The organism is Actinomadura rifamycini DSM 43936 (genome assembly GCF_000425065.1).
Classification (GTDB): Bacteria; Actinomycetota; Actinomycetes; order Streptosporangiales; family Streptosporangiaceae; genus Spirillospora; species Spirillospora rifamycini.
In genome coordinates this window covers 21,187-34,324 of record NZ_AULB01000028.1, presented here as the reverse complement: position 1 = coordinate 34,324, position 13,138 = coordinate 21,187, and the positions used below count along the sequence as shown (strand labels likewise).

The 13,138-nt window shown below is 70.4% G+C and carries 7 protein-coding genes; all 7 read left to right on the top strand.

Going from position 1 to position 13,138, the window contains the following annotated elements; genetic code table 11:
- Window positions 1-8: 8 nt before the first annotated feature.
- The 7 genes from H505_RS44255 (at window position 9) to H505_RS0125260 (ending at window position 13,134) form a co-directional block, all read left to right on the top strand.
- Window positions 9-506 carry a hypothetical protein gene (locus tag H505_RS44255; RefSeq protein WP_125611704.1) on the top strand — a complete coding sequence of 166 codons (498 nt, stop codon included), beginning with the start codon at window positions 9-11 and terminating at the stop codon, window positions 504-506.
- The gene (locus H505_RS0125285) at window positions 503-1,702 is read left to right on the top strand and encodes a hypothetical protein (RefSeq protein WP_157433117.1); all 1,200 of its coding nucleotides are present in this window, start codon (window positions 503-505) and stop codon (window positions 1,700-1,702) included. Before H505_RS44255 ends, H505_RS0125285 begins: the two co-directional genes overlap by 4 nt.
- 475 nt (window positions 1,703-2,177) lie before the next feature.
- Window positions 2,178-5,645, top strand: a complete 3,468-nt coding sequence (gene rpoB / locus H505_RS0125280) for a DNA-directed RNA polymerase subunit beta (RefSeq protein WP_026404213.1) — start codon at window positions 2,178-2,180, stop codon at window positions 5,643-5,645.
- 21 nt (window positions 5,646-5,666) lie between these two features.
- Complete coding sequence (locus tag H505_RS0125275) at window positions 5,667-9,539, top strand: DNA-directed RNA polymerase subunit beta' (RefSeq protein WP_026404212.1); 3,873 nt, start codon at window positions 5,667-5,669, stop codon at window positions 9,537-9,539.
- 236 nt (window positions 9,540-9,775) lie between these two features.
- The gene (locus H505_RS0125270) at window positions 9,776-10,768 is read left to right on the top strand and encodes a Gfo/Idh/MocA family protein (RefSeq protein ID WP_026404211.1); all 993 of its coding nucleotides are present in this window, start codon (window positions 9,776-9,778) and stop codon (window positions 10,766-10,768) included.
- Window positions 10,765-11,784, top strand: coding sequence for a Gfo/Idh/MocA family protein (locus tag H505_RS0125265; RefSeq protein ID WP_026404210.1), 1,020 nt, complete (start codon window positions 10,765-10,767; stop codon window positions 11,782-11,784). The genes H505_RS0125270 and H505_RS0125265 overlap by 4 nt, the downstream gene beginning before the upstream one ends.
- Before the next feature lie 258 nt (window positions 11,785-12,042).
- Window positions 12,043-13,134, top strand: a complete 1,092-nt coding sequence (locus H505_RS0125260) for a cytochrome P450 (protein ID WP_245592625.1) — start codon at window positions 12,043-12,045, stop codon at window positions 13,132-13,134.
- Window positions 13,135-13,138: the final 4 nt, after the last annotated feature.

Genomic DNA, 13,138 nt, shown 5'->3' with positions numbered 1-13,138 from the left:
CCGGCCCGATGAGCCGCCTCGGGGGGAAAGGGACCCGCGTGCTGGCCGCGGTGCTGAGCGTGGCCGTCGTCGGCCTGCTCGCCGGCACCGGCTGGCTCGGCTTCCGCGCCTGGCAGAACGGCGGCGACGCCGACGACTGGGCCCAGGCGCGGCAGTCGGCGCGGCAGATGGGCGTCAACCTGCTGACTCTGGACAGCAAGACCGCCCAGCAGGACCTCGACCGGATCGTGTCCGGTTCGACCGGCGACCTGAAGGACGAGCTCAGCTCCCAGTCCAAGGTCTTCCTGGACCAGCTGAACAAGACCAAGGCCCAGTCGACGGTGACCGACGTCGAGGCCGCGGTCGTCTCCATCGACGGGGACTCGGCCGAGGTGATGGTCTCCCTCAACGGCACGGTCACCAACGAGAAGGTCAAGAACGGCGTCACGCGCGCCTACCGGTACCTGATGCAGATGACCAAGGTCGATGACCGTTGGCTCGTTTCCCAGCTGGAGATGGTCCCGTGACAATGCTCGGCCGGGGCAAGCGCTCCTCCACAGACAAGCCAGGCAAGCCAGGTAAGGGCCGCAAGGGCGGCAAGGGCGTCCTGGAGAAGGACCCCGACGAGGGCCTGACCCAGGAAGAGGCGGCCGAGCGGGCCGCCGAGGCGGAAGAGAAGGCGCGCCTGGCGGCCGAGCGGGCCGCCAAGGCCGAGGAGGCCGCCGAGGCGGCCCGGCACGCCGAGGAGGCGGCCGCCCGCGCCAAGGAGGCCGCGCGGCTCGCGCAGATCGCCGCCGACGCCGCCTCCGCCGAGGCCGGGGCGGACGGCGACGCGGACGCCCCGGAGAAGCCCGGCAAGGCCGCCACATCGCTCGAGAAGCGACGGAAGCGACGGAAGGGCTCCGAAGTCGCACCCGAGGGTGACGAGGCCGCAGCGGACGACTCAGCGGCGTCCACGGCCGTTTCCGCCGACGCCGAGACCCGCGCGGACGGCGAACTCACCCGCGAGCGGACCGACGGCGACCGGACCGACGACGAGGACGACCTCGCCGCCGACGACGAGGACACCGACGAGGACACCGACGAGGACGACGACCTCGACGACCTCGACGACGAGGACGACTCCGAGGACGAGGACGACGAAGAAGACGAGGACGACGAGGACGAGGACGACGCGGAGACCGCGACGCCGTCCGCCGAAGCGGACGGCGGCGAGTCCGCGCGGTCGTCGCGGCGGCGCGGCTCTCCCGCCGTCGTGATCGGCGTCCTGTCCGTCGTGGCGGCCGCGCTCGCGGCCGGGGCGGTGTTCCTCGGGCTGGAGGTCCGCGAGCAGCAGGCGACCGCCGACGCCCGCCGCGACGCCGTCGCGGCCGCGTCGAACGCGGCGAAGGCGCTGTCGTCCTACGACTACCGGACCCTCGAGACCGACCTGAAGTCCGCGTCCGCGACCACCACGGGCGAGCTGCGCGGCGAGTTCGACAAGCTCGCCGCCCAGCTGCGGACGCAGGCGACGCAGCAGCAGGCCGTGTCCACGACGACGGTCCTCAAGGCCGGCGCGGTGAGCGCGAAGCCGGACGAGGTCGTCGTGCTGGTGTACGCGAACCGCGCGTCGGCGACGAACAAGGACACCGAGGCGCGGCTGCCGGAGCCGCTGCGCATCCGGATGGTCATGGTCGAGAAGGACGGCGAGTGGCTGGCGCGGAAGCTGCAGGTCATTTCCTGACCTGAGCACGCGTTCCGGACCGGGCGACCACCCTCCGCGGGCGGTCGCCCGGTCCGCGTCCGGAGCCACTTCCACACCCGCCGGACGGCCTCGTCAAGGGCCCGTCGAGAGGGTTCCGCGGGGGTCTGAAGTGCCCGGAATCGCCCGTCTCCAGGGGCCTGCCGCCGGGTAGGGGGAGGGATCCTAAACTATGGCCTTCCTCACTGCAGGTCAGAGCCCGAAAAGTCCAAGTCCGCTCTTGACTGCACGGGCGCGAGGGGCGATGCTCCAAGGCAACGTGATGCATACTGCGGCGCTAGAGTTGCGAGCGGTGTGGCGGGTCGGCTACACTGCCCCTTTGCGCTGCCCTCTGACTATCCACGTGTGAGAGCACCCCTACAGGAGTCCGTTTTGGACCCTATCGCGTAGGTCTTGGACGTGGATCGTCTGGCGTGCGTGTCGTCAGTTACGCCGCGAGCCCTCGGAAGGACCACTCTTGGCAGCCTCGCGCAACGCCTCGAATACCGCAACCGGTCCGAACCGCGTCTCCTTCGCGCGCATCAAGGAGCCGCTCGAAGTCCCGGACCTCCTTGCTCTGCAGACCGACTCTGTTGACTGGCTGCTGGGCAATGAGAGGTGGAAGGCCCGGGTCGAGGCGGCCCAGAAGGCCGATAGTAAGAGCGTCCCGACCCAGTCGGGCCTCGAGGAGATCTTCGAAGAGATCAGTCCCATCGAGGACTTCTCCGGGACCATGTCCCTCTCGTTCCGCGACCACCGGTTCGAGCCGCCCAAGTACTCCGTCGAGGAGTGCAAGGACAAGGACATGACCTACTCCGCCCCGATGTTCGTCACGGCGGAGTTCATCAACAACACCACCGGTGAGATCAAGAGCCAGACGGTGTTCATGGGCGACTTCCCGCTCATGACCCCGAAGGGCACCTTCGTCATCAACGGCACCGAGCGCGTCGTCGTGTCGCAGCTGACCCGCTCGCCCGGCGTGTACTTCGACCGCGCCCTCGACAAGGCGTCGGACAAGGACATCTACGGCTGCCGGGTCATCCCGAGCCGCGGCGCCTGGCTCGAGTTCGAGATCGACAAGCGCGACAACGTCGGCGTGCGCATCGACCGCAAGCGCAAGCAGCCCGTCACCGTGCTGCTCAAGGCGCTCGGCTGGGACGAGGCGCGCATCCGCGAGCGCTTCGGCTCCTACGAGTCGATCAACGTGACCCTGGAGAAGGACCACACCTCCGGCCAGGACGACGCGCTGCTGGACATCTACCGCAAGCTGCGCCCGGGCGAGCCGCCGACGCGCGAGTCCGCGCAGACGCTGCTGGAGAACCTGTACTTCAACCCGAAGCGCTACGACGTCGCCAAGGTCGGCCGCTACAAGATCAACAAGAAGCTCGGCCTCGACCTGGACATGAACCAGGGCACGCTCACCGAGGACGACATCGTCGCCACGATCGAGTACCTCGTCCGGCTGCACGCCGGCGAGGAGGAGGCGACCCTCGGCTCCGTCCCCGTGCCGATCGAGGTCGACGACATCGACCACTTCGGCAACCGGCGCCTGCGCACGGTCGGCGAGCTGATCCAGAACCAGGTGCGGCTCGGCCTCGCCCGGATGGAGCGCGTCGTCCGCGAGCGGATGACCACCCAGGACGTCGAGGCGATCACGCCGCAGACCCTGATCAACATCCGGCCGGTCGTCGCCTCCATCAAGGAGTTCTTCGGCACCAGCCAGCTCTCCCAGTTCATGCAGCAGACCAACCCGCTGGACGGGCTGACGCACAAGCGGCGGCTCAACGCGCTGGGTCCGGGCGGTCTGTCGCGTGAGCGGGCGGGCATGGAGGTCCGCGACGTCCACCCGTCGCACTACGGGCGCATGTGCCCGATCGAGACGCCGGAAGGCCCCAACATCGGCCTGATCGGCTCGCTGGCCGCGTTCGGGCGGGTCAACCCGTTCGGCTTCGTGGAGACCCCGTACCGCCGGGTCACCGACGGCGTGGTGACCGACCAGATCGACTACCTCACCGCCGACGTCGAGGACCGCTACGTCATCGCGCAGGCCAACTCGGCCCTCAACGATGACGGCTCGTTCGCCGAGTCGCGCGTCCTGGTCCGCAAGAAGGGCGGCGAGATCGAGCTGGTCACGCCGAACGAGGTCCAGTACATGGACGTCTCGGCGCGCCAGATGGCCTCGGTCGCGACCGCGATGATCCCGTTCCTGGAGCACGACGACGCCAACCGCGCGCTCATGGGCTCCAACATGCAGCGCCAGGCGGTGCCGCTGCTGCGCAGCGAGGCGCCGCTGGTCGGCACCGGCATGGAGTACCGCGCGGCGGTCGACGCCGGCGACGTCATCACCGCCGACAAGGCCGGCGTGGTCGAAGAGGTCTCCGCCGACTACATCACGGTCATGAACGACGACGGCACCCGGACGACGTACCGGGTGACCAAGTTCAAGCGCTCCAACCAGGGCACCTGCTTCAACCAGAAGCCGATCGTCGAGGAAGGCCGGCGCGTCGAGGAGGGCCAGGTCATCGCCGACGGGCCCTGCACCGACAACGGTGAGATGGCGCTCGGCAAGAACCTCCTCGTGGCGTTCATGCCGTGGGAGGGCCACAACTACGAGGACGCCATCATCCTCTCCCAGCGCCTCGTGCAGGACGACGTCCTGTCCTCGATCCACATCGAGGAGCACGAGGTCGACGCCCGCGACACCAAGCTGGGCCCCGAGGAGATCACCCGGGACATCCCGAACGTCTCCGAGGAGGTCCTGGCCGACCTCGACGAGCGCGGCATCATCCGGATCGGCGCGGACGTCGTCCCCGGCGACATCCTGGTCGGCAAGGTCACCCCGAAGGGCGAGACCGAGCTGACCCCCGAGGAGCGGCTGCTGCGCGCGATCTTCGGTGAGAAGGCCCGCGAGGTCCGCGACACCTCGCTGAAGGTGCCGCACGGCGAGCAGGGCAAGGTCATCGGCGTCCGGGTGTTCTCCCGCGACGAGGGCGACGAGCTCCCGCCCGGCGTGAACGAGCTGGTCCGGGTGTACGTCGCGCAGAAGCGCAAGATCACCGACGGTGACAAGCTGGCGGGCCGGCACGGCAACAAGGGCGTCATCTCCAAGGTGCTCCCGGTCGAGGACATGCCGTTCCTCGAGGACGGCACCCCGGTCGACATCGTCCTGAACCCGCTGGGCGTGCCCGGCCGGATGAACGTCGGCCAGGTCCTGGAGACCCACCTCGGCTGGGTCGCCAGCCGCGGCTGGAAGGTCGAGGGCGACGACGCCGACTGGAAGCGCGCCCTCAAGGAGATCGGCGCCGACGAGGCCCCGCCGTGGACCAACACCGCGACGCCGGTCTTCGACGGCGCCCGCGAGGACGACGTCGTCGGCCTGATCGAGTCCACGCTGCCGAACCGCGACGGGCAGCGGCTCGTCGGCCCCGGCGGCAAGGCCCGGCTGTTCGACGGCCGCACCGGCGAGCCCTTCAAGGACCCGATCTCGGTCGGCTACATCTACATCCTCAAGCTGCTGCACCTGGTCGACGACAAGATCCACGCCCGGTCGACCGGTCCGTACTCCATGATCACCCAGCAGCCGCTCGGCGGTAAGGCCCAGTTCGGCGGCCAGCGCTTCGGTGAGATGGAGGTGTGGGCACTGGAGGCGTACGGCGCCGCCTACGCCCTGCAGGAGCTCCTGACCATCAAGTCCGACGACGTCCTCGGCCGGGTGAAGGTCTACGAGGCCATCGTCAAGGGCGAGAACATCCCCGAGCCCGGCATTCCCGAGTCCTTCAAGGTGCTCATCAAGGAAATGCAGTCGCTCTGCCTCAACGTCGAGGTGCTCTCCAGCGACGGCATGTCCATCGAGATGCGCGACACCGACGAGGACGTCTTCCGCGCCGCGGAGGAGCTCGGCATCGACCTGTCCCGGCGCGAGCCGAGCAGTGTCGAAGAGGTCTGATCAACTCAAGGGGAAAACACGTTGCTTGACGTCAACTTCTTCGACGAGCTTCGCATCGGCCTGGCGACCGCCGACGACATCCGCCAGTGGTCCCACGGCGAGGTGAAGAAGCCGGAGACGATCAACTACCGGACCCTCAAGCCGGAGAAGGACGGGCTCTTCTGCGAGAAGATCTTCGGTCCGACCCGCGACTGGGAGTGCTACTGCGGCAAGTACAAGCGCGTCCGGTTCAAGGGCATCATCTGTGAGCGCTGCGGCGTCGAGGTGACCCGCGCCAAGGTGCGGCGCGAGCGGATGGGCCACATCGAGCTGGCCGCGCCGGTCACCCACATCTGGTACTTCAAGGGCGTCCCGTCGCGCCTGGGGTACCTGCTGGACCTGGCCCCGAAGGATCTCGAGAAGATCATCTACTTCGCGGCCTACATGATCACCAGCGTGGACGCCGAGCGCCGCGACCGCGACCTGCCGACGCTGGAGGCCCACATCTCCGTGGAGCGCCAGCAGATCGAGCAGGCCCGCGACGCGCAGGTCGAGGCCCGCCAGCAGAAGCTGGAGGCCGACCTGGCCGAGCTGGAGGAGGCCGGCGCGAAGGCCGACCAGAAGCGCAAGATCCGCGACGGCGCCGAGCGGGAGATGAAGCAGCTGCGGGACCGCTCGCAGCGCGAGATCGACCGCCTCGACGAGGTGTGGAACCGGTTCAAGAACCTCAAGGTCCAGGACCTCGAGGGCGACGAGCTGCTCTACCGCGAGATGCGCGACCGGTTCGGCCGGTACTTCGAGGGCGGCATGGGCGCCGCGGCCATCCAGGCCCGGCTGCAGAACTTCGACCTCGACGCCGAGGCCGAGAAGCTGCGCGACATCATCCGCACGGGCAAGGGCCAGAAGAAGGCCCGCGCGCTCAAGCGGCTGAAGGTCGTGTCCGCGTTCCTCAACACCCGCAACAGCCCGCTCGGCATGGTGCTGGACTGCATCCCGGTCATCCCGCCGGACCTGCGCCCGATGGTGCAGCTCGACGGCGGCCGGTTCGCCACGTCCGACCTGAACGACCTGTACCGCCGGGTCATCAACCGGAACAACCGCCTCAAGCGGCTGCTCGACCTCGGCGCGCCCGAGATCATCGTCAACAACGAGAAGCGGATGCTGCAGGAGGCCGTCGACGCGCTGTTCGACAACGGCCGCCGCGGCCGCCCGGTCACCGGGCCGGGCAACCGTCCGCTGAAGTCGCTGTCCGACATGCTCAAGGGCAAGCAGGGCCGGTTCCGGCAGAACCTGCTGGGCAAGCGCGTCGACTACTCCGGCCGTTCGGTCATCGTCGTCGGCCCGCAGCTCAAGCTGCACCAGTGCGGCCTGCCCAAGCAGATGGCGCTGGAGCTGTTCAAGCCGTTCGTCATGAAGCGGCTCGTCGACCTGAACCACGCGCAGAACATCAAGTCCGCCAAGCGGATGGTCGAGCGCGCGCGCCCGGTCGTGTGGGACGTCCTGGAAGAGGTCATCACCGAGCACCCGGTGCTGCTGAACCGGGCGCCGACCCTGCACCGCCTCGGCATCCAGGCGTTCGAGCCGCAGCTGGTCGAGGGCAAGGCCATCCAGATCCACCCGCTGGTCTGCACCGCGTTCAACGCGGACTTCGACGGCGACCAGATGGCGGTGCACCTGCCGCTGTCCGCCGAGGCGCAGGCCGAGGCGCGGATCCTGATGCTGTCCACGAACAACATCCTCAAGCCGTCCGACGGCAAGCCCGTCACCATGCCCACCCAGGACATGGTCATCGGCCTGTACTGGCTGACGACGCAGAAGGACGGCGCGCAGGGCGAGGGCCGCGCGTTCGGCTCGGTCGCCGAGGCGATCATGGCCTACGACCGGAGCGAGCTCGACCTGCAGGCCAGGGTCTCCATCCGGCTGAAGGACGTCCCGCCGCCGCGCGGCTGGACGGCCCCGGAGGGCTACGACCCGTCGCAGCCGTACCGGCTGGAGACGACGCTCGGCCGCGCGCTGTTCAACGAGGCGCTGCCCGCCGACTTCCCGTTCGTGGACGCGGAGATCGGCAAGAAGCAGCTCTCGGCGATCGTCAACGAGCTGGCGGAGACCTACCCGAAGGTCACCGTCGCGAACTCGCTCGACGCGCTCAAGAGCACCGGGTTCCACTGGGCGACCCGGTCGGGCGTCACCATCGCGATCGACGACGTGGTGACCCCGCCCGGCAAGCAGGAGATCCTGAGCGGCTACGAGGCCCGCGCCGAGAAGGTGCAGCGCGAGTTCAACCGCGGTCTGATCACCGATGACGAGCGCAAGCAGGAGCTCATCGAGATCTGGAACAAGGCCACGGTCGACGTCGCCAAGAACATGGAGGAGGCGTTCCCGAAGGACAACCCGATCTGGATGATGATCCAGTCGGGTGCCCGCGGCAACCCGCTCCAGCTCCGGCAGATCGCCGGCATGCGCGGCCTGGTCTCCAACCCGAAGGGCGAGACGATCCCGCGGCCGATCAAGTCGTCGTTCCGCGAGGGCCTGTCGGTCGTCGAGTACTTCGTCTCGACGCACGGCGCCCGCAAGGGTCTGGCCGACACCGCGCTGCGGACCGCCGACTCGGGTTACCTGACCCGTCGTCTGGTGGACGTCGCGCAGGACGTCATCGTCCGCGAGGTCGACTGCGGCACCGACCGCACGATCCCGTTCGAGGTCGCCGAGCGGCTGCCGGACGGCACGCTCGTCAAGCTCGCCACGACCGAGACGGCGCTGGTCGGCCGGACGATCGCCGAGGACGTCGAGGTGGACGGCACGGTGATCTTCCCGGCCGACACCGACCTGTCCGACGCGGTCGTCACGCGGCTCGTCGAGGCCGGCGTGGAGAGCGTCCGGACCCGCAGCGCCCTGGTCTGCGAGGCCAAGGTCGGGGTCTGCGCCGCCTGCTACGGCCGCTCGCTGGCCACCGGCAAGCGGGTGGACGTCGGCGAGGCCGTCGGCATCATCGCCGCGCAGTCCATCGGCGAGCCCGGCACGCAGCTCACCATGCGGACGTTCCACACCGGCGGTGTCGCCGGCGGCGACATCACGCACGGTCTGCCGCGTGTCCAGGAGCTGTTCGAGGCGCGGATGCCCAAGGGCGTCGCGCCGATCAGCGAGGTCGCCGGCCGCGTCAAGATCGACGAGACGGAGAAGGCCCGCAAGGTCGTCATCGTCCCGAACGACGGCTCCGACGAGATCGCCTACCAGGTGCCGATGCGGTCGCGCCTGCTGGTGAAGGAGGGCCAGCCGGTCGACGTCGGCCAGCAGCTCATCGCGGGCGCGATCGACCCGCACGAGGTGCTGCGCATCCTCGGCCCCCGCGCGGTGCAGCTCCACCTGGTCCAGGAGGTCCAGGAGGTGTACCGGTCGCAGGGTGTGTCGATCCACGACAAGCACATCGAGATCATCGTCCGCCAGATGCTGAAGCGGGTGAACATTCTCGAGTCGGGCGACACCGATCTGCTGCCGGGCGACCTGGTCGAGCGGCCGATCTTCGAGGAGACGAACCGGAACGTCGTCGCCGAGGGCGGCCAGCCCGCCGCCGGCCGTCCGGTCCTGATGGGCATCACCAAGGCGTCGCTCGCGACCGAGTCGTGGCTGTCGGCGGCGTCCTTCCAGGAGACGACCCGGGTCCTCACCGAGGCCGCGATGCACGCCAAGAGCGACCCGCTGCTCGGCCTCAAGGAGAACGTCATCATCGGTAAGCTCATCCCGGCCGGTACCGGCATGCCGCAGTACCGCAACGTCCGGGTCGAGCCGACCGAGGAGGCGAAGGCCGCGGTGTACTCCGTCGGCTCCTACGACGACGGAGCCGAGTACGCCTTCGGGCAGGGCTCGGGCGAGGCCGTGCCGCTGGAGGAGTACGACTTCGGGCAGTACAACCGCTGACCGGCCACGGCCGGTACCGCGCACTGACGACGCGCACGGCGAGGCCCCTTCCGACGGAAGTCGGGAGGGGCCTCGCCCTTTTTCTCGTCCTCCGGCCGGGCCGGGATTACCCACGTGAGTGATGGCAGCGGCCCCCGCCGCCGAAGAGACTGATCTCGCTTCCGGCGCGCGGGATGCGGCCGGCCATGCCGGGACGGGCGCGAGCGTCCGGTCCCGGGCGAAGGAGTGGGGGTGCCATGCGGCGGCTCGAAGTGGCGTTGATCGGCGCGGGTCTGATCGCGCGCCTGCATCTGGAGGCGTGGACCGCGGTCGGGGCGGCCGTCCGGGTGTACTCCACGGACGGCCGGGCGCCGGAGCTGGCGCGCGAGTTCGGCGCCGCGGCCGCCGGGTCGCTGGACGAGGCGCTGGACGGCGCGGACGCGGCGGACATCTGCACGCCGACGGGCAGCCACCGCGAGATCGCCCTGGCCGCCATCGCGGCGGGCGCGGGCGTGGTGTGCGAGAAGCCGCTGGCCGCCGACACGGCGGAGGCCGAGGAGATCGTGGCCGCGGCGGAACGCGCCGGCGTGCGGCTCTATCCGGCCCACGACGTACGGTTCGACCCGGCGTTCGCGCGGCTTCACGAACTGGTCGCTTCGGGCCGTCTGGGGAAAGGCGCCGTCGCCCGGTTCGACGTCAGCGGTTACCATCCGCGGCCCTGGACCGGCCATTTGTCCGCGCGGTCCGGTGGAATCCTGACCGACCAGATGCTGCACGGCGCCGACCTCGCCTATTGGATTTTCGGGGACGTGGTGCGGGTGTACGCGCAATACCAGGGCGAGATCGCCGCACCGGCCCCGGAAGGGGCCGTCGCGGTCGGCACCGCCGTTCTCACGCATGCCGGTGGCGCGCTCTCCCAGATCGTGAGCCGCTGGACGGCGACACCTGATCCGCCCGCCCGTATATCGCTCAAGGTGACGGGCACCGGTGGAACCGTCGTCTATGACACGCAATGGCCGCAGCAGGTCCGGGCGACCGGCGATGCGGTGGGGAAGATTGGAAGATTCGGTTATGTAGGGGAATTGCCTTTCGTGACCGAGATCCGGGAGTTCGCTCGGGCGTTCCAGGGCGGGCCCGAGCCGCGCATCGGGGCCCGGGACGGGCTCGCCGCCGTGCGCATCACCCAGGCCGCGGCGGAGTCCGCGTGGACGGGCCGCGCGGTGGAGCTGCCGGTCGAGGGGGCTGCATGAGGATCGCCGTGTCGTCGCCGGCCCACGGGCGCGCCGCGACCTACGCCCGGCTGCTCGCCGGCATGCCGGGGGTCGAGCTGGTCGTCGCCGACCTCGACGGCCCCCCGGACGGCCCCCCGGACCCCCCGGACGGCCCGGACCGCGGCCCGGCCGCGGCCCGCCGCCTCGGCGCGGAGTACGCCGCGACCTGGGACGAGGCGCTCGCGTCGGCGCCCCGGGCCGTGGTGGTGACCGGTGCGGCCGCGCGCCGCCGGGAGCAGGTCGAACGGGCGGCGAAGGCGGGCGCGCAGGTGCTGTGCGAGCCGCCGCTGGCGGCGGCGGAGGCCGACGCCCGGGCCATGGTGGACGCCTGCGCGGCCGCCGGGGTGCGGCTGACCATGGCGTCGCCGGGCTGCTTCGGCCCGGCGTTCGCCGCCGTGCGCGAGGCGCTCGCCGAGGGCGCCGCCGGCCGGTTGACGACCGTCCACGGCGCCTGCAACGCCCCCGGGCCGGTCCGTCCGGACTCCGCGGCGGGGGCCGGGACGGCGGCCGAGCTGTTCGCGGCCGGCGCGGCGCACCTGCTCGACATGGTGGACGCGGTCCTCGCCGGGGAGCCCGCGGAGCAGGTGTACGCGCAGGCCAACGGCGTGCTCAGCGGGTCCCCGGACGTCGTGAGCGCCGCGCTGCTGACCGTGCGCTACCCGAGCGGCGTGGTCGCGGCCCTCGACTGCAGCTGGAGCCTGCCGGGGGACCGCCCGGCGGCGGACGGGCCGACGATGGCCTTCATCGGCGAGCGGGCGTCCGCGGAGTTCACCGCCCGCCCGCGGCTGCTCGGCGGGTTCGACGCCGCCGCCGGCGGCGAACGGTGGGAACCCGCCGGGGACGACCCGTCCGCGGTCATGCTCGGCGCGTTCGTCGCCGCGGTCGGCGAGGGGCGCGCGGCCGGGCCGGACGGCGCGGCGGGGCTCCGCGCGCTCCGGGTCGTGGAGGCGGCCCGCGAGTCGGTGCGCACCGGCCGCCCGGTCGATATCGAATGACCTCACCGGCCTCGGTCGTGGGCCTACCAGGCTGAGGGATGGCGGCCGCTCCCGGCTCGTCTAACTTGGTTTTGGAAATACCGGACTTGTCGTCGGTGGCGTTTCACGAAACCGGCTGACGGCGGAATGCATGTTGTCCCGAGTGAGAAGGATTCCATGACCGACGCCATTCCTTTCGAAGTGCCCTGGGCGCGGACCGACAAGTTCGATCCTCCTTCGGTTTTCGCCGAACTCCGGGCGAAGCGCCCGCTCGCAAAAATGACTTACCCGGACGGGCACATCGGCTGGATCGTGTCCAGTTACGACCTCGTCCGCGAAGTCCTGAGCGACCCGCGTTTCAGCCACAGCTGCGAGATTGGGCATTTCCCGGTGACGCACCACGGCGAGGTGATCCCGAACCATCCGCTGATCCCCGGGATGTTCATCCACATGGATCCGCCCGACCACACCCGCTACCGGAAGCTGCTGACGGGCGAGTTCACGGTCCGCCGGGTGACCCGGTTGCAGGCGAACGCCGAGGCGGTGGCCGCCGAGCAGATCGCCGCCATGCGCGCCCAGGGCGCCCCCGCGGACCTGGTGACGGCCTTCGCCCGCCCGCTCGTCCTGCGGATGCTGTCGGACCTGGTGGGCCTGCCCTACGACGAGCGCGACCGGTACGTGCCCGCGGTGACCCTCCTGCACGACCCGGACGCGTCGCCGGAGGCGTCCGACGCCGCCTACGGGCAGGCCCAGGGCTTCTTCGACGAGATCATCGAGCGGCGCCGCAAGGAGCCCGCGGACGACCTGATCAGCCGGCTGGTCGCCGACGGGGGGCTGACCACCGAAGAGCTCCGCAACATGGTCACCCTGCTGCTGTTCGCGGGCTACGAGACCACCGAGAGCGCGCTGGCCGTCGGCGTCTTCGCGCTGCTGCACCACACCGACCAGCTCGCGGCGCTGCGCGCGGACCCGGGGAAGACCGAGGCCGCCGTCGAGGAGCTGCTGCGCTACCTCACCGTGAACCAGTACCACACCTACCGGACGGCGCTGGAGGACCTGGAGCTGCACGGCGAGCCGATCAAGAAGGGGGACACCGTCACGGTGTCGCTGCCCGCGGCCAACCGCGACCCGGCCAAGTTCGGCTGCCCGGACGCGCTGGACATCGAGCGCGACACCTCCGGCCACGTGGCGTTCGGCTTCGGCGTCCACCAGTGCCTCGGCCAGAACCTGGCGCGCGTCGAGCTGCGCGCGGGCCTGTCGGCGCTGCTCGCCGCGTTCCCCGACCTGCGGCTCGCCGTCCCGGCGGACGAGGTGCCGCTGCGGCTGCGCGGGTCCGTCTTCGCGGTGGGGAACCTGCCCGTCGCCTGGTGAGCGT